15 protein-coding genes are annotated in these 17,022 nt (G+C 52.1%); 7 read left to right on the top strand and 8 right to left on the bottom strand.

What is annotated here, in order from left to right; genetic code table 11:
- Window positions 1-443 precede the first annotated feature (443 nt).
- Window positions 444-2,333 carry a hypothetical protein gene (locus E1573_RS20005; RefSeq protein ID WP_256659588.1) on the bottom strand — a complete coding sequence of 630 codons (1,890 nt, stop codon included), beginning with the start codon at window positions 2,331-2,333 and terminating at the stop codon, window positions 444-446.
- A 1,001-nt stretch (window positions 2,334-3,334) separates the two neighbouring features.
- On the opposite strand from E1573_RS20005, the gene E1573_RS19995 reads away from it, so the two are divergent.
- The gene (locus tag E1573_RS19995; RefSeq protein WP_133216298.1) at window positions 3,335-3,928 is read left to right on the top strand and encodes a hypothetical protein; all 594 of its coding nucleotides are present in this window, start codon (window positions 3,335-3,337) and stop codon (window positions 3,926-3,928) included.
- A gap of 2 nt (window positions 3,929-3,930) precedes the next feature.
- Window positions 3,931-4,857: a Kiwa anti-phage protein KwaB-like domain-containing protein gene (locus E1573_RS19990; protein WP_133216297.1), complete on the top strand. Its 927-nt coding sequence runs from the start codon at window positions 3,931-3,933 to the stop codon at window positions 4,855-4,857.
- A 604-nt stretch (window positions 4,858-5,461) separates the two neighbouring features.
- Here E1573_RS19990 and E1573_RS19980 read toward each other — a convergent pair.
- Window positions 5,462-8,173: a tetratricopeptide repeat protein gene (locus tag E1573_RS19980; protein WP_133216295.1), complete on the bottom strand. Its 2,712-nt coding sequence runs from the start codon at window positions 8,171-8,173 to the stop codon at window positions 5,462-5,464.
- A 44-nt stretch (window positions 8,174-8,217) separates the two neighbouring features.
- Window positions 8,218-8,850, bottom strand: coding sequence for a dTMP kinase (gene tmk / locus E1573_RS19975; protein ID WP_133216294.1), 633 nt, complete (start codon window positions 8,848-8,850; stop codon window positions 8,218-8,220).
- A gap of 41 nt (window positions 8,851-8,891) precedes the next feature.
- Here tmk and E1573_RS19970 point away from each other — a divergent pair, with 41 nt between their 5' ends.
- The 3 genes from E1573_RS19970 (at window position 8,892) to E1573_RS19960 (ending at window position 12,773) form a co-directional block, all read left to right on the top strand.
- Complete coding sequence (locus tag E1573_RS19970; RefSeq protein WP_133216293.1) at window positions 8,892-10,271, top strand: radical SAM protein; 1,380 nt, start codon at window positions 8,892-8,894, stop codon at window positions 10,269-10,271.
- 98 nt (window positions 10,272-10,369) lie between these two features.
- A complete protein-coding gene (locus E1573_RS19965) occupies window positions 10,370-11,512 on the top strand; it encodes a hypothetical protein (protein WP_133216292.1) in 1,143 nt (380 codons plus the stop codon).
- A 1,006-nt stretch (window positions 11,513-12,518) separates the two neighbouring features.
- Window positions 12,519-12,773, top strand: a complete 255-nt coding sequence (locus tag E1573_RS19960; protein WP_133216291.1) for a hypothetical protein — start codon at window positions 12,519-12,521, stop codon at window positions 12,771-12,773.
- 207 nt (window positions 12,774-12,980) lie between these two features.
- Here the strand turns inward: E1573_RS19960 and E1573_RS19955 are convergent, their stop codons facing one another.
- From E1573_RS19955 to E1573_RS19945, 3 genes are all read right to left on the bottom strand, one after another.
- A complete protein-coding gene (locus E1573_RS19955; RefSeq protein ID WP_371925197.1) occupies window positions 12,981-13,124 on the bottom strand; it encodes a hypothetical protein in 144 nt (47 codons plus the stop codon).
- Window positions 13,125-13,260: 136 nt separating this feature from the next.
- Window positions 13,261-13,635, bottom strand: a complete 375-nt coding sequence (locus E1573_RS19950) for a cytochrome c3 family protein (protein WP_133216290.1) — start codon at window positions 13,633-13,635, stop codon at window positions 13,261-13,263.
- Entirely contained in the window at window positions 13,632-14,342 is a 711-nt protein-coding gene (locus E1573_RS19945) for a ferric reductase-like transmembrane domain-containing protein (protein WP_133216289.1), read from the bottom strand. Before E1573_RS19945 ends, E1573_RS19950 begins: the two co-directional genes overlap by 4 nt.
- A 293-nt stretch (window positions 14,343-14,635) precedes the next feature.
- Between E1573_RS19945 and E1573_RS19940 the strand changes: the two genes are divergently transcribed.
- Both E1573_RS19940 and E1573_RS19935 read left to right on the top strand, forming a co-directional pair.
- Entirely contained in the window at window positions 14,636-15,478 is an 843-nt protein-coding gene (locus E1573_RS19940; RefSeq protein ID WP_133216288.1) for a hypothetical protein, read from the top strand.
- Between the two features lie 272 nt (window positions 15,479-15,750).
- On the top strand, window positions 15,751-16,350 hold the full coding sequence (locus E1573_RS19935) for a hypothetical protein (RefSeq protein ID WP_133216287.1): 600 nt from the start codon (window positions 15,751-15,753) through the stop codon (window positions 16,348-16,350).
- Here the strand turns inward: E1573_RS19935 and E1573_RS19930 are convergent.
- Window positions 16,347-16,619, bottom strand: coding sequence for a DUF3077 domain-containing protein (locus E1573_RS19930; RefSeq protein ID WP_133216286.1), 273 nt, complete (start codon window positions 16,617-16,619; stop codon window positions 16,347-16,349). The two genes, E1573_RS19935 and E1573_RS19930, sit on opposite strands and share 4 nt — an antisense overlap.
- Before the next feature lie 62 nt (window positions 16,620-16,681).
- Window positions 16,682-16,909, bottom strand: coding sequence for a hypothetical protein (locus E1573_RS19925; RefSeq protein WP_133216285.1), 228 nt, complete (start codon window positions 16,907-16,909; stop codon window positions 16,682-16,684).
- Window positions 16,910-17,022: the final 113 nt, after the last annotated feature.

Raw genomic sequence — 17,022 nt, 5'->3', positions numbered from 1 at the left:
GTACGGCTGCTCGCTCGTCGTTTACAAAAAACATGGGTGTTCAACCTCTGATCGACGATCTGATTTTGATAGGCACGACTGACAGCAGTCGACCCAAAGTTCCCGCTGGTGAAAAGAAGTAATCGAGATTTTCAGGGTGTCCCTAGGTCCAGTGGGAGCCGCGCTTGCCGGCGATGGGCTGCGAAACAGCCCTACTATCTCAGCACTACAGGTATTCATATCTTGCTTTATGAGCATGGCTTGCCAGTAATAGGCTTCACCGTACGGCAGATAATTCGGCTGGGATCTGATCTGATGGCTCGTAGATCCGTGAACTAAAGAAAGCTGAGGCTGCAAGATTAGAGTTGCCCAGCGCTATATCCAATGCAGAGGGAAAAACTCAAGTTAAAAAAGATTCTCCTATTACCCTTGTGATTACACACGCGCTGACCTTGATCTCGACCTTAGGAAAACATTTCGCACAACAGGTCTTCGCGCATTCTTGCCCAGACCGGTTCAAGCATCTGTTTCACCCACTTCAAGTCATTATCAGTCCAGATTAAATTTTCACTGCAGCAAATTAGCGATCGAAGCGCCATTTCCAGCATCGTGCAGTTGGTCGAATTAGTATTATTGGTCGTTATCAGTTCAGCGAGGCTCTCTACCAGTGGCTCTCGACCAAGTTGAAGGTTGCCTCGGATGTAGTTATGATGCTGCTCAGGTAAGCGGTAAGCCAAATGTTGAACGCATCGCAACACACTGATAAATAGATCTTGCTCGAGAACAGCCGAAGTGCTAAGGCAACTGAAGTGCAGTTGCATGGCATGTAGGCAGCTATTCAACTCTTCGACTGTCATTGCCTCAGCAATCTGCCGCATGCTGAGCCGAGCTAGTGAAATGACATAATCCTCCGTGGCTAGAACGGGAGTGTTCCCCGTTAGCTTTTCAACGGGATTGGTCAACCAAGATAGATTCTGCTGGCTTTTACGTTGGTGCCAATCCCTGACGTTAGGTAGAAGTGTCAACTTCAGCCAATCATGGGTGAATTCAGCATCCCATTGCCCCCTAGGGCCCCAAGGACTGGAAAGCTCACGCAGATTATTGGGGTTCCAACAGATATTGATGTTTGGCTCATAGCGGCCGGTTGGACCACCTTCATCATAGGCATACGAAATAAGATGATACCCAGCATCCAGCGCCGGTGTAGTAGTTGGTGAGAACACTTTCAGGACACTATTGGATTCATCGAAAATGTGCTGATCAGATTCACCTTTGACGTAATCATGCTCGCTAACATATTCCATTATTAGACGCCAGAGAGCACGTGGAAGGCTAATAAGTGCATGGACTGGTTGGGATGATCCACTTAGCCTCTTGAACCTAAGGCATCTCCAATCGTTTTCCAGTGCTTGGATTGCGGACAGGTAGTGAGTCCATATATGTCGCAGACACCAGTCCAGCTGTTCGAATTCAGAACTGCTCAAGCTCAGTTGAAATTTTGGGGTGGTCAGGAGAAAGCGATCCGGATCGCTCAATGGTAATGTAAAAGGACCTTTCAACGGGTCGTGAGGATGCCCCGCCCATTGCAGCCATCGCACAAAATCTTTTCCATCGATAGCCAGTGATACGCCTTCTAAATTTGACCGAGCAAACGATAGGATGGCAGACGCATGGGGAGAATTTCGAGTGGGCAGAATGACTTCCACTCTGACACTTTCATTTTCGGCGGTGAGGTGCGAATCGGATTGGCCAATATAGGTGCGGTGAAATAGGCGTGGCTCCTCGGTTGGCATGCTAAGCGTGTAACAGAAACGGTCTCGAATCTCTTTGGAGAAAAAGCGCTCTACAAGCTCAGGGCTACCCCGCAAGAGCTCTTCAATAAAGCCTCGATCCCAAACCAATGCTTGAATGTCATGTGACTCTAGCTCAGTTTTCGCGGCGTCCCATGCCATCACCAGTTTAGTATCATCCTCGATATTAACTGAGAGACACAGAATCCATATTTGAGAATCCGTTGCACGCTCACCGTCTAGGAATGCTTTAAGCCAAGTTTGAATATTCGATGGCTTAACTGCTTTCCAATGTTTTACCTCGGCGACACTATATTTACATGCATCTGTAGTTTTCCAAATTATGTCAATCCCATCTTGCTCTTGGCCAGATTTTCCGTACTGGAAAACCTGAATGCCACTTGGTAGGTACTGACGTTGGACCAGGCGAGCGCACAATTTTTGAAAGTCTTCCCAGTGCATCTGTTCCCATGGTAGCTCTCCGAGTTTGGGCTCGATGCTGTTGGTGGTTACCGGTTTTGGATCAGCCAGTAGGTTCCCGAGATCAATATCTGTGTACGCCATTCATCTGACCTGATTTTAGAATGTAATCGATAAACTTGCCGAACCACCCGCTTGAGTAAATGGTTCAGGCCCCCGGATATAAATCCATCGGAACGCTTCCTGTTCTTCATCGCCATCTAGAGCGATATCGATACGTTTTTTCGCTCACGGTCAGCTAGCTCGGCTGGAGTACCCGCGCAAGAGTCCTCAAAATACTCATGGGAACTGTATAAATCAACAGTATTTTCGTTCGAAGAGTACTTGACGCTTCTGCTGGTGTGCTCAAACGACGTGATGTTGCTTTGTTCCATGCGCAGGTTAAGCGCCTTGCGATGGTTGCCGCCGTTTCTTGGTACAGCTGTCATCCATGTCTCCGGTCTATACGCAAGGCTTTGGGGCAATCCTCCTCGTGACTATTGGTGTGACAAACACCGATGTCATCAGCAACAGCCATGTAGATGATGGTGCCGCAGACCAGGGAATGGACTGCACTTGACTGACAGTCAGGCACGCCCCGGTCATCGAATTGCTGCTTGCACATGACTTAGGATCTTGCTGCACTGGTCTCGTCAGCCAATGCAGCATCCACCCGCCCACCGGTAACGGTGCTCAGGAGGCCGGATCATGAGATGCCCTTGCTCCCGGACGTAAGGAGCCGCCAGTCCCGCGTAGTGGACATACCCCACAGGCCGCAGGGGCCTTGATCCCTGATAACACTCAGCATTCTTGGCGGGATGACTTGGGGCGAGGGTCGGAGATCGGAATATGAGGTAACCGACATGGCATTGGTGGCGGGTAAACGCGATGGCCGTAATTGCGGCTATGACAGGCTCATGGTTACGCAGGGCCGCAAGCGCTAAGAGAAATATCTGGCGGTAGCAATTACGGCATGGTTACGGCGCATTATGAGCTTGTTGGAGCAAAATGCCACTAGCGGCAGCGATTGATCGCCGTTATCCTAAGTTTAGTGATTTTCGCGCCACGGGACGAATGAGTTCGCCCCGCTATAGCAGGGATGCGTAATGGAACTCAGGCTAGTATTCGCCGCAGCAATCTTTCTGGGCTCGTACCTTCCGCTCAGCATTATCCTGTTGGTCCAGGACTTGAAAATCGATCTTTTCAGTAGACCTTTCTGCTCAACGTTTACGCAGATGCTGTCGGAGTGTGAGTTACCTTTTAATAACTCTGGCCTTTCGATTGGATTTGCCCTCTGCTGTCTAGCTTGCTTTCTGGTTACTATCTTTGTGATTTGGTGTAAGCAGGAGCCGCAGAGTATTACCATCATTGAGTCAAAGCAAATTCCAACCGATCTGATCAACTACGTAGTTCCCTACATTGTCTCGTTCATGAGTCTTGAGTACTCTCAGTTGACCAAGGTGCTGGGGTTTACATTATTCATGATGTGGATTTTTTGGCTATCGTATAAAACCGGCCAAGTCGTCCTCAACCCAATTTTGATTGTCTTGGGCTGGAAGCTCTACGAGATAAAGTACACCTACCAGAATAGCCCAACTGAGCGCGTAGATAAAGCCTTGGCCAAAACTGAATTCAAACCCGCCGTCAAAGCGACCATTGACGTCGAATTTATTCAAGAAGTCATAGTTAAAAGGGATTAGCCATGGCAGTGCTGCAGGATCTACACAATTTTGACCTCCAAGAAGCAACGGTGAATTTTTGGATATTCAGGCGATATACAAAAGGCACGCCACCAGAGCCAAAATACACTGGGAAATGGGTAAGCCTGGATAACGACCTAAAACTGGCATTGAAGTCAACGGCAATGACCTTCAAGTCGGCACTCACTGAAACGCTTGAATACGGGTTGCTCGCTGAGAACAATCAATCGAGCGCACTCACAATTCCTCAGGACGAAACCCATGCAGCCAAGTTCATCGCAGCGTCGCATGACCAGACACCAGCCAAGCGAGTCTCCAAAATGGAAGAGCTGGCCAACGCCGAGTTCTACTTGGTGAAATTTTCCAGTATCCAGGGCAATCTGTACTGTCTGCGCAAGACGGATGCCACATGGAAGACTAAGAGGCGAGCTGGTGCCATTCACACATTTTTCAAATCAAAAACGCTGAAGCTGGATGAGGCTCCCAGCTTTCACATAGCAAAAGACTTTGATATGGCAGTTCTGGAAGACACCATATTCATAAAGCACAAATCTAGCTTTGAGTCGATGTTGAGCCATAAAGCAGCCCACCAAGATGACTTCAATCAACTCCTAGCTCAGGCTGATTTTCAAGCGCTTTTCACCACTACCGAGGTGGTAAGCGCCTATGTTGGGACAAATGCCATGCAGCTTCGCAGAGCTTCGGCCATCAAGATGAAGGGCCATTATCTCGATGCAAGATTCATGGGGAATTTGCGACGCGAGTATGCTAATTTTGGCCTGAACATCCCCTTCCAGGCTGACGGAAAAATCGTGCCTACGCCAGAAAGCTGCCCTGATATTTTCAAAGCACTACTGGATCATCGGCTGAAATCTCACTTTTCTGAAAAAATCTATGATGTTCAGAACACCGCTGAAACAGGGGTGTGAAACACTCTCAGTTGTGTAGATATTACCAAGCCTGCGAATGGCCAGTGGTGTTCATGGGGGCAGGCGGCTATCGATCCGTATGGGACGCTAAGACATCTACTAGGAGATCAGGCCGGAAAATTTTGGCAGCTTTAGCAAAAGCGATTTATCATGCTCGTTGCCCCGTTTCGGAGATCCGAAAAAGCATTAGGGTTCCCTGCGGTTATCTGTATTTAGCTCCTTTCAGCAAAGGTCGAAAGAATTTAAAAATCTCATGTTTTTCTAAGCCTCACAGTGATTACACTGGGCTTATCAGCCAGGAGCCGCTAACTATGAAAACATGTACCGTCTTTGGGGATATGCAATCTGACAGCACCTCTGAACAGTATCCCACTATCAATCTTTGTAATGACTGCATTGAGCGGGATGCTCAAGCTGGCGAGGAGCACCAGATAGTGTGTCAAGGCGCCTATGATATGTATTTTGGTGACAGGTGTGAGTGGTGTGGAGTTTCAGTTGAGGAGGAAGAGGAGGGTAAGGGTAACGCTTAGTTTGTTTAGGTGGAGGAGACCGTCCGGTTCGTACGATCTCCACCTAAGCGAAACGAAGAACTTATCTTCAAAAACTATGCGTTACTAGTTTCAAATGAGGAAAATTGACTTAGTAGTCCAGGGTTAGTTGTGTGATGTCGACCTTCGGCTATGTCGCAAGTGGGGTCCTGGCCAAGCGCAATCTTAACTTTGACGCGCTGCAAAAGGAAGCTGCTACGGTATTTCATGTTGACGCCATTTGCCCCCTCAATAGACTCAGTGACGAGGTTAAGGGCTTCATCTAGCTTGCCTAACTCAAGTTTCACCTGCGAGAGGTTATGAGCCAGCCATATCCGCCCACTCCCATCTTCGATGGACTCTAAAATATTCTCTGCCTCTTCGTGGCGGCCAAGTTTATAAAGCGATTCTCCCCACTTGCGCTTCTGATAGGGATCTGGTGACTTCAGCGTCTCGAAAGCTTCTAGAACAAGGCTTAGCTCAGCAGCATTGACGTCCGATGCAAGCAACATGATTTCTGCATAGCCACCGCGGCTTTGGTCATCGTCCAACATCAGAGGGGTTGGTTCGGGTAATTGCTCCAATACGCTTTTAACCCGTTCTGGTTCATGCCAAGTCAATGCACGAATGAAACTTGCGACGGAGTGATAGCCTTGCGGTATCCCGATGGCGGCACTGTATAGAGCTTGCTGTAGAAATAGCTCCTCATGTTGCTTGAGGAGTTCCCCTGCCCATGTTTGTCTCGCTCCATTAAGGGCATCGCCCAGTGCCATTAGCAGGGAAGGGGGGACATTGTCGTTGTTCAGTTTTGCATCGATTATCTCTGAGGCATATCGTTGAGCTGTTTCATAGCCATCAGGGTGACGACCAAAAGATTTCAAAAGTTGAAGTTTTGCCTGATTCAGTGGGTAACTGGAAACTACCTCCAAGAATAAGCGCTTCGCCTCCTCGTACCTCCTCAGGCTATGGAGAGTTTTCGCATGGTGATATTTAATTTCAGCAGCTTGGCGAATATCAAGGCCGGACATGGCCGCTAGGTCGTCATATGCTTCTAGGATTGTTTCAAGCCATGCTCTGGCCGTTGGCTCGCCTTTAGTTTGACGTAGATAGCGTTCTTTTGCTTCTATGGTCTCGAGAACCACTAAAATTGCCACCTCATTTTGTGAAGCGTCTAGCTGTCTGAGTCGACTTGCATCCTCAAGCGGATCAGACAGTAGTTCATGCTGAATTTCAGTGCCCTTCCAGACCATAGCTAAGGTGTAAAGGAAGGCTGGACGCCGATCACCACTTTTGACATTGCTAGCGATCTTCCCTTTAAGCTGTGATGCGATCAGTTGCAGCGCATTCCCATCCGTTCTGATTTGCTGGAGAATGAACTCTTCGAGTCTGTTATTGATTGTTCTCGCTTTTTCCTCGGTTAGCCAATTCAACGAGTTTAAGGCGGTAAAAACTATATCGTGAACACGGATTGATGCTTTGCTCTCGGGTGCAGTCAAACCATGACGCTCGAACGGTTTTAAACGCAGTGAGCCGATAACATATTTAAAAAATTCACGATCGCAGTGGCTTTGTCCTGCCCACTGGAACATACACAACTCTTCTTCCAGAACTGGTTTCAGTCGGCCGAGAATGCAGTCGGCAAGCCGTGCACCGTTATGGGCCATATTGGCGACATTAGCGCAGTCGTTGGCGAGTTCGTCCCACGGCACCTCTTCGTGGGCGGCAGCATTTAGCATAACGAGACTTAGCGGATGTCCGCCGACAGCTCTCCAAATCGTTTGAAACTCTTCCTCAGATGGGTGGGTACTGAGGCCTTTTCCAAGCAGTTCTCGAGCCTGCATCTCCTCCATTGGTGGCATAGGGAATGCTCCTTTTGAGGGGTTCTGCCGAGTGATCAGGATTCGCGAATCTGGCCCGCAAAGAGCAGCTAATTCCTCGATCTTCAGCTCTGGGCGTGCATCATCTACGACTAAGAAGGTACTGTTCTTCTTCAATAAACCGCTAACATTTCGCTCGGCGCCGCCTCGCTTGACTGGTACTGAAGAGAGCCTCTCGACAGTGTCGATATCCCGGCCGCTGACCCAAAATCTGTATTCAAAGCGGTTTGCACTCCGCAATAGACATGCGGCCGCAGCTTGTGATTTACCAATACCACCAATACCACTGATCTCAACACAGGCTGATGTTTCTAGCCGTTGATCGAGTTCTTCATCAACTGCCTCATTTCTAACGTAAAACTCGCTCAGTAGAGGCACTTTCAATGAAGCAGGGTGATCATCTCGTATCTCGGCAAGGACAGGCAGGTATTCCGCTAGGTCATCGATTGCATCGTCACAAAGCATCAGCGTGTCAATGATAGCCTCCGCGATAGCGCGGCTGTCCAGCAGATGGAGGTGCCGCTCGTCCATGCGGCTCTCTTGCGAAGCTGAATTAACCATTGCTTCAATAGCGCCTGTTTCCGCGCGCTGCGAGCTCAGCAGATAGATCTCTTTGGCGAGTGGCGCAAGCGCGAGAGTATGGTTGAGATCATCCCAGGGCTTTTTCATTGCACCGGAAAAGTATCCTTTTTGAATGGACGCCTCAACCACAATCCGACCATCTTCGGAGACAGCGTCTAAAGCGCCCCCAACTGGACTACCGTTGACTGAAGAGCCACGTTGAACCAGTTTTACACCACACATCCGCTGAACCAAGATGACCCCGAAACGCTCGAAAGTTGAACCGGGTGCCAACATGCCTAGCGAATCAATCACACGCTGAATGAGTAGATTACGGGTTTGCGGATTCATTAAAGACTCAGGTTGTCAAGTTTTACGCAGTAGACTTTAGTTTCTCAGTGGTTTGCAGGAAAATCTCGCAGTAAGCGTTCCACTATGCGCCAGATGTCGCGTGCAACCTCGTCCGGTTGCTGGTTCCCATCGATGATGTGGCAACGCTCCGGATTTTGGATTGCCACCTCCAATAGCCCGTTCCGGATGGCCGCGAAATCCCGCGTCGCTTCCGCCGGGTCGCTGATATCGTCATGGCGCTGGTCTCTCCGGGCTGCTGCGACCTTGAGCGGAAGGTCGAGAATGAATGTGAAGTCGGGGAGCGTAGTGCTTACGACAATGTCGGTGACCGAGCGAAATAATTGATGCAGATCGGTATCGGACACCGCGACTTGGAATGCATAGGTTGAGTCAACGAAACGATCAGAGATGACCCACTGGCCGTTCGCTAATGCAGGCCGAATGACATTTTTCACGTGGTCATAACGTGCAGCGCTGACTAACAACAATTGCTCAGCAGGGGCGAGGTTTCGATCGGCATGCGTTAAGATCGCCCGAACCTCCTTACCCAAATGCCCTCCATCCGGCTCTTTTGTCTGTAGCACCGAGAGCCCTAGAGCTCTAAGATGGTCAACAAGTCGTTTAACTTGCTCGCTCTTCCCGCTACCGTCAATGCCCTCAATGCTTATAAATGGCATATGTATCCTTTCGCTGTAAAGTCAAGAGAAACTGGTGTTTAATGAAGCGTTCTAATACAGTGGTATTCGTATCCGCTGGCATGTTATCGCCCAAAAAACGCGACCATATGCTTGCTCGTCGACAGCTCTATCTTAATTACGGTGCATTATCTCTTGCAACGACCCTCGATATCATGGGGACTTCGACCTTCATGGTGCATGGTGAGCATCGCGAGCCCGCCGAGGTTCTCAGGGGGCTGCTGGAAGAAGGGGTCTTTCCTTCCAATTTCCCGATAATGCTATCCATCCCAAGCTTCTATGCCCTTCCTTGGGCTCAGATTTTTTGTAGGCTGGTACGTCGCTCTGATCCAGGAGTCAAGATTATTGTTGGTGGGCGATGGGTCGTTGGGCCTGATCCTGACTGGTTACACGCGAAGCTGCCGGAAGCAGACCTTTTGGTCCCAGGTCTAGCAGAGCCACGAATAGCCAGCCTGCTCACTGAGGCGCCTGACTTGCGGATCCTCTCCGCTCCGAAGCCAGATGTCGCCCTAAACCATACCTTGGTCTCAGGCTTTGAGCGCTATCAACCGAGCGTTGAAGCGTCGCGTGGCTGTGGCATGGGGTGTGCGTTCTGCGAGGAGCGAGATATACCACTTGAGAAGTTAGGTGCGGTGAATCACATGGCTAATGCGTTAGCAGCAGTCTCTGATCAGTACGGGGGGGGGGAGATCCGGCCCTATTTTCAGTCATCAATGTTCGTCCCTAATGTGAAATGGGGCACCGGCCTTGCGAAGGCATTAAAAGCTCGTGGCCTCAATATCTCGTGGCGGACAGAAAGTCGTGTAGATGTGCTTACGCCTGAAACGATTGCTTGTCTTGCGGAGGCGGGGATGAAGGTGCTTGATTTGGGGCTCGAAACGGCCTCGCCAACACAAATTCTAAACATGCGTAAGTCGAAGGATCCCGAGCGCTATATTCGCCGAGCATCTGTTTTGCTCGAAGCCTGTAGGGATAACGGCATCTCCGCCAAAGTAAATGTCTTACTCTATGCCGGAGAAACGGCCGCGACGCTTGAGGAAACGCGGTCGTTTCTTGATAATCATAAAGACTCGATTGCTGGAGTTTCGGTTGGTCCTGTTGTGGCGTATGGGCCGCCTATAGCCGCAAATGTTCTCTTGCGAGAATGGTCTGAGCTTGGTGCTGAAGTAGTTGACTCAGCTAGTGCACATGAAAGCGGGATCTCTGCGATTCATCTAAGTCATGATTTTGATGCGGGTTCAGCTGAGGCTGCAAGCCTGGAGCTGTCTCGACGCTATATGGATAAGGATGCGTACTTCAAGTTAAAAAGTTTTTCCTATTACTCTCGTGACTACACGCGCGCTGACTTTGATTGCGATGTTGCGGCGAGTGATGTATCAAAACTACCGTTTCGTGTTTCTTAAGCAAGTTATGGAAAGAGAGGTTCGGTTTGGCGACAAGAGCTGGCTCTCATGCAGGACGTGGGTTCCGCTATCAGGATGCGGTTGCGGCAAGCCTTGCTGTGGAAAACTTCGTAGGCCAGCTTGGTTACGGCAGCGTCGTTCCTGAAGGGGGTGACGATCTTGAGCTCCGGACGGCCAGCGCTAGAACGCTCGCGCAGGTCAAGTCGCGACGCGACCATATGGGACCGTTTTCAGCTCGTTCAGTGGCGGGCTTCGTCACGAAAATGTGGGAAGGAAAAGGGCTTCCTGGAGACCAATTTCTGCTGGTGCTCGAAAGTAATGTTGGCGAACGTCGCACTGCCATCCGCCAACTGCAGGACCTTTCCGCCTATCCGACCGTTGTAGCTCAACTGAAGGGAAGCAAAGGGCTGGCTGGCCTCATTGCGCGAACCAAGGTGCTTGTGCTGCCTGACCCTCGTGGAAGCGCAGTAGTCCAGATTTCGGCTAGACAGGCTTGCACCGCCTTCGAAGCCGAGATGTACTTTGCGGACCTCCTGGGCGTGGTGGGACACCTCTCTGATGACAACGGCACTCGCGCGGAGAACGCTTATCTTGGGCTTGCCGTATCTGATGTTCAGCAGCGGTTCGACGCGCTACAGCCGCTTTTGACCTCGGCGCTAGTCGAGGCAGCACTAATCGAGGGCTTGTGTTCGGCAGTTGACTTCCTGACTTCTGACGAGGCTCCGCTGTTCTACCTGGGGGTCGATGCGCAGGCATCGCATGTAGCCGCAGGACTTGTTGTGGAGCGCCCTGAGCTCCGTGCAGCCGTTCTCCAGGGACTGGAAAGCCGCAGAAACGCGCTCATTCACGGTGCTTCCGGCTCAGGAAAGTCAGCAGTCCTTTGGGACGTCGCGTATGCAAGTCGCCACGCAGTGCGTTGGTTTCAGGTTCATCGTCTGCCGCCGACAGCAGTTTCGTCACTTGTCCAGCTTGCTCGCTCCAGACGAGCGACTGTAGATGCGCCCGTCGGCTTCATCATTGATGACGTAGGTCGAGGGTTCTCGGAGGGTTGGACCGCGTTGACTGCGGAGGTAAATCGTACTCCCGGGCTGCTGCTTTTGGCATCTATACGAGAGGAGGATCGCTATCCGCTGGTAGATAACCGTCGCGCTGCCCAGGTCAAGGTTCAGGGTGACGACACTCTTGCTGAGCGAGTGTGGCGAGAGTTGAGGGATAGAGGGCAAGACGCGAGGCAATTCTGACACATCGGCACCGCAACCCGCGGCGTTCACACAAGCCACGATCCTCAAGACATCCAGCTCGTCGTGTCGAGTGACGTCGTTCATCCGCGCAGCAATCTGCGCGTGCAGCGTCTCGCTCAATCGATGCCCCTGGGTAAGCACGTGGGTGTACTCAAGTAGGTGGCCAGCCGCCAGCGCCCAAGGTTCTCGCCATCCTTGCCAAGCGGTTTACTGAAATCAGGACTGAGGTCATCGCTTCAGGTTTGACCGCTCGCTTTTTTGGCTCGGTTAGCTCCAAGCGATCTGCGCCGCACGCTTCAGGTGGGGAGCAGCATGGGGGACTTGACCCGGCTCATGGCTTCGCTACTCGGCCAAGTCATCCCAGCTTCGTACTTGAGGGAGCTGGCCACACTTTCTCCCCCGCTTGTCGACGCGGACTTCCAAGCCGTAGTTTCGCTACTAAGAGTCACAGCAAGGGTCGACAGGGCGCTGGCGATCAGTTGGGTCGATGCAGTAGGGCAAGAGGTGTTGTTCCAGCGCTTCTCCGACCATGTCGCATGGGCTGAGGCGCCGTGTCTTAGCCCATGCGAGGAAGGTAAAGAGGTTCGCTCAGACTTCTGGTATGTAGCAACCTCCGTGCAAACCGACCTTAATCACGAGGTGTATCAGACTTGTGAGACCTTGATGGCGCTGACACCTGCAGCAGATATTGTCTCCAGCAACGCGCTCGGAGCTGACGGGAGCATCGTCCCGTCCACAATTGGTGGCTACCCGCTTGCTTGCAAACGCATGCCCAGGGCGAACGTTCCTGCGCCCGAACAGGTTGCCCGCAATCGTGCGTGGCTGGCCATTCTCAACGCGGAATTGGCTGCTAAGAGTTACACCGCATATCTAGCGCAATGCCTGGATCTGCTCAATTTGCTCGTCCCGAACCTCAGAGCCCTGCTTGACGGGCAATTCAGAGGGAAGACTGATACAACGGCACTCAACGTTTTGGGGCGCGTATTGGAGCAGCAAGGGAACCAGGATGCCCGAGGAGGAACGCATCTATCGGGCGATCTTCGAGACTCTCGACGAAGCGAGGGAGGCTTGGAGCAACTTGGCACTCACGGATGACATCAAGGAGGCTGGCCTGCAACTTGTGGATGCCGCTCTTCAAGGCGAGCTCTCGATTGCGAATGCCGCTGCAAGGCTGCTGCATGGCGAGCGGACCCAGACTATCGAAGCCATCGAGTCATTCGTCCTAGGACTTACCGTGTTCGACTGTCAGCGCAGTGCATAAGCTCGGCAATGAAAGCTATTGATGACCACCCTCCTGCTGAATGTGGGTGGTGGCTCGGCGTAGCACTTTGAATTCCTTCCAGACTGGTCTGCCGCAAGTCAGGGCTTTTTCGCGATGGTTCGCCACCTGGAAAGCCACTGCAATTGCTAGAAGTGAAACACTGATGTATAGCGGCAGGATCATACTTGGCTCTCTATATAAGCCTGCTCACCAAAGCTGTATCGAATGCTTCATGGTTCCATCGGCATGCTCGCCCTGACATTTGCTGTCAATGAAGTCGGGGGTTGAACAACCAGCGGAAATCAAACCTTGCTGCTTACCGGTGAGGGTCATGTAGCCGTGACTGGCCATAGGCGCTACTCCTTGTAGTTGAAGTAGGCAGGCTAGCCACATAGGTGGATTTCCGTATGTAGGCATCGTCCCTATAGCTCGTAGGACGACGCCTTAATGGAAAGTAACTCCCCGTTTCAGCTACATTCAACCCAGTTCACTCCACCCCGCTCAAAGCCGGCACCACATGACACCCCTTACACTCCCGAACCGGCCCCGCAGCATGTATCACCTGCACCTTCTTCAAATGACAATCACGACACAACGCATGGAAATCCTGCTCAATCCGCACCGCCAGCCCCGGTGTCTTTTTATGGCACAACAGGCAAGTGCGCTCACCTGAAGGTGGAGAGGGCGAGTGATCGGCATAGTCATGGTGGCAGGTCAGGCAGTTAACCTTGCCATGCACCTGATGATTGAAATTGAGCGGGAGGAGGGGACGCTCCCGAACCAGCGCTGCGTGGCCAGCAAACAGCGCATACCCAAGCGCAACTGCTGGAATTAGCCACCACAGCAGCGGCGCCCGCTTCATAGCGGTAAGTCGCTATTGGCAAGCAGCGAGAAACCAATCGCCAAGGCCAGTACGAACAGCATGACACCCATACTCAGGCGGCTGGCAAAGATGGCAGTGTTTCGCCGCCTCGATCCGTTACCTCGCGCCAGTGAGGGGCGGGGCAGCAGCGGCTTAAAGATTGCGGCTGCGGTAATCGCCGTCCATAAAAGCGCTTTCCACGGCTCTGCGGTATAGAAGCCAGCGCTGATCATATGCACAGACATCAGTATCAGCATTAGCGCGCACAGGCCGTAATGCCAGGTTTTGAATTGCTGATGATTGCGCCATATTTTCTGCCGGACGCTGGGTAGGCTGGTGGGCACCAGGAAAATCAATAGCAGTGTCGCCAGCGTGCCGCTGAGCATGGGCCATGTGGCTGAGGGCTTGAGGTAATTGATGACCAGTGGTTCGCTCACCAGTAGCACGCCGATGTGCACGGCCAGCAGTAGCGTGGCAGCGAAGCCCAGGTCTCGGTGCAAGTTCATGAAGAACTTGCCGTCGTAGTAGGGGCGAGCTTGTGGGCGGCCGCTGTAGAGGAAGAGTGACACCAGCAGCAGGCCGGAGAAGAAGCCGGCAGCGTTGGCGAAATCCCAGGCTGGGTTGACCCCCGGCTTTGCGCTGAGGATAAACAACAGTGCAAATGGCAGGATGTACAGGGCCGTCAGGCGCAATATGAATGCCAGCACGCCGGGCCTCCTGTGGGTAGCGGCCTGCGAAATGCGTTTTTGTTTTGGGATTATGGGCGTGTGGGGCTGTTGGTTTTGGTGTGTGAGTGCCAATTGTGTTGTTGGGCGTGACAGTTTCCAGTTGCGTCTGAATGATTAAGGTCAGACACGGGAGCGGGCCTGTCAGATCCCAAATGTGAGGCCACTGAGCTTCAGGCCAATCCTCGGCGTAACAGAGTGTTAAAAATTCATGAAGAAATATGATAAATTTATTTTCATGTAAGGTGGCATTTTGATATCAAATTGAGGGTTTTGTGCTAGGTAAGCAAAGTAAATGGTCCAAGGATTTCCCCTACATCCTCAAGCATCAGCGAGCAACATTGCATCTGCAGGCAGAGCCTTCCAGCCACACCCGGCAAGCTCTTGTGCAACTGATCGAACGACCTCTGGTAGCCAAGCGCGTTAGCGCTCCACTTGATTGCTCCCGCAGCGCTCTATTCATCAAGCGCGAGCAGTTGGATTCGCTGAAAAAAAAATGGCGTATACAACGGGGCAACCGCAAGCGCAACGGCATGTACGATTGGACGGTAGAAGAACTGACCAATACCTTTGAAGCTCACAAGCGCGGTGCACGAGTGCCCGGTGTGGCTGGTTATGGCTACACACGCTCGAACTTGGGTTTAGTGGATGGCGTCTTTTTTATTTCTCGCCTGCTAGTGGGGCATGTCGATGGTCTGACGCTTATCAGGCGTGATCCACAGGCCACTCTCCGAGTCATCGGAGCTGCTTTCGAATTGCTGCATTCGTTGCATCACCAAGGTGTGACGCATATGGACCTCTGGGCTGCGAACGTCATGCTGCCTGAGCAGGGGCAGGGTTTGGCGCAAGCCATCGATCTCGAAAACGGATTTAATACGCCGACGGCCTACTTCAGCGAAACGCTAGGCTTCCAACTCGGTTTTTTCTATTACCGCGAAATCTACCGCTACATTACCGAAGCTGACTACGATGCACTGGTTGAGGCTACTTTGGTTAACTACCCAGGGCTGGATCGTGCGGTTTTCAATCGGGTCTACGAGATCAGCAAGCATCAACATATAGATCGGCTTGAACGACGCGATATATTTTGCAAAGGCATTGTGAAAAGCCGCTGGTAGATGGGAAAAATCAGACATCAAGGATGCGGAAAACCACCAGGCTTGTTTAGGGCTGGACAGCCTGAACGAAACTACCCGCGATAGTGGTGTGTCAGGTACATCGGATCGCGGGGCAAGCCCGCTCCCACTGAGGTTGTGGTTGCATTTTTCATGTAGGCGGGGGCTATGAAAATCTGACACCATCGCGGGTTTTCACCGCAAGCTGCTTCGAGTCAGGCTTTGCGGGTTATTCGAAGGGCAGAATAAGCCCTCATTTTTTGCTGGGGCGATGGATGAAACAAGGGCCAGTCTGGGCGCTGATACTAATGCTGGTGATGATGGCGGGCTGCGCGACCGCTCCGCCGAGGGATCAGAACAATCTTTGCAACATCTTCCGCGAATACCCCGATTGGTATGAAGATTCGTTGGAGATGCAGCAGAAGTACGGCACACCACAAAATGTGGCAATGGCGATCATGAAACAGGAAAGCAGTTTCGTGCACGATGCGCTGCCACCGCGCGATTACTTGCTGTGGGTTATTCCCTGGGGCCGGGTTAGTTCGGCCTATGGTTATGCACAGGCGCAAGACCCGGTCTGGGGCGAGTACAAGGATGCTGGCAATGGCGGCTCGCGTGACAACTTTGATGACGCGATCATGTTCATCGGCTGGTACACCGCCGGTACCCAGAGGCAACTGGGGATCTCCAAGTGGGACACGTACAACCAATACCTGGCTTACCACGAGGGGCGAGGTGGTTTTAGTCGGGGCTCTTACCGCAGCAAACCTTGGCTGATGCAGGTGGCGCGTAAGGTCGAGCAGCAGTCGAAGGTCTACGGTGCGCAGCTCAAGCAGTGCAAAGCAGAGTTGGAAGACGACAGCGGCTGGTTCTAAGGCGCTTGCATCATGCTATGCGCTACATCTTCAACCAGCGCTTTGGCCATGCCGCTCAGGTAATGAGCGGCCAAGACCATCGTCTCATCCTGCTCAAACAACATGTCTTGAGTCAGTTTGCTTACGCACCCCATCAGCAGCGCTGCTTGCTCTAGGGCAAACGGCGCATCGTGCCCGGGCTCTACCCGGAACAGGCGTTCGGCACGGGTTCCGTTTTCGCCTTCACCGAACACGCCGACGCCAGTGGTTTTAAAGCCTTCTTCGCTCATCCGTTGCGCTCCTGGCAGGCACTAAGCCGCCAGCCTCGCGGCAGCAAGGCTGGCGCTCAAACTCAGTGCTGTAATTGAACCTTGCTCAACGCCAGTTCAACCAGGCGGTGGGCGTTGTCGATTTCGTGCAGGGTGGTCAGGCTCAATGTTTGGCCAGAGGCGCTGGAATGGAGCAGGACGGTTTGATGCGCCACAGTCATTGCGCACACGAGGTATTCGGAGATCTGGACGAGGATGTCTTCGAGGGTGTGGTAAGTGTTTTGAGGTGGATCTGGGACGATTTTTAGCATGATGTCTCCCGGTGAGTGGAGTCGCCACAAATCTGCTGTCAAACAAATGGGTGGCAACTGTACGCGGGTTGACAGACCGAACACCGGAGAACTCGGCGCACACGAAGGTGCCC

This window comes from Pseudomonas sp. H9 (assembly GCF_004353925.1).
Lineage (GTDB): Bacteria > Pseudomonadota > Gammaproteobacteria > Pseudomonadales > Pseudomonadaceae > Aquipseudomonas.
Note: the sequence above shows the minus strand (reverse complement) of the source record. Positions and strands in the feature narration are given on the sequence as shown.

What these genes read in the sequence shown, in the direction of transcription:
- E1573_RS19990 (WP_133216297.1), top strand. Translation starts at nt 3,931, where the DNA reads ATGGCAGTGCTGCAGGATCTACACAATTTTGACCTCCAAGAAGCAACG.
- E1573_RS19960 (WP_133216291.1), top strand. Translation starts at nt 12,519, where the DNA reads ATGCCCGAGGAGGAACGCATCTATCGGGCGATCTTCGAGACTCTCGAC.
- E1573_RS19980 (WP_133216295.1), bottom strand. Translation starts at nt 8,173, where the DNA reads ATGAATCCGCAAACCCGTAATCTACTCATTCAGCGTGTGATTGATTCG.
- E1573_RS19970 (WP_133216293.1), top strand. Translation starts at nt 8,892, where the DNA reads ATGAAGCGTTCTAATACAGTGGTATTCGTATCCGCTGGCATGTTATCG.
- E1573_RS19955 (WP_371925197.1), bottom strand. Translation starts at nt 13,124, where the DNA reads ATGGCCAGTCACGGCTACATGACCCTCACCGGTAAGCAGCAAGGTTTG.
- E1573_RS19930 (WP_133216286.1), bottom strand. Translation starts at nt 16,619, where the DNA reads ATGAGCGAAGAAGGCTTTAAAACCACTGGCGTCGGCGTGTTCGGTGAA.
- E1573_RS19925 (WP_133216285.1), bottom strand. Translation starts at nt 16,909, where the DNA reads ATGCTAAAAATCGTCCCAGATCCACCTCAAAACACTTACCACACCCTC.
- E1573_RS19935 (WP_133216287.1), top strand. Translation starts at nt 15,751, where the DNA reads ATGAAACAAGGGCCAGTCTGGGCGCTGATACTAATGCTGGTGATGATG.
- tmk (WP_133216294.1), bottom strand. Translation starts at nt 8,850, where the DNA reads ATGCCATTTATAAGCATTGAGGGCATTGACGGTAGCGGGAAGAGCGAG.
- E1573_RS19950 (WP_133216290.1), bottom strand. Translation starts at nt 13,635, where the DNA reads ATGAAGCGGGCGCCGCTGCTGTGGTGGCTAATTCCAGCAGTTGCGCTT.
- E1573_RS20005 (WP_256659588.1), bottom strand. Translation starts at nt 2,333, where the DNA reads ATGGCGTACACAGATATTGATCTCGGGAACCTACTGGCTGATCCAAAA.
- E1573_RS19995 (WP_133216298.1), top strand. Translation starts at nt 3,335, where the DNA reads ATGGAACTCAGGCTAGTATTCGCCGCAGCAATCTTTCTGGGCTCGTAC.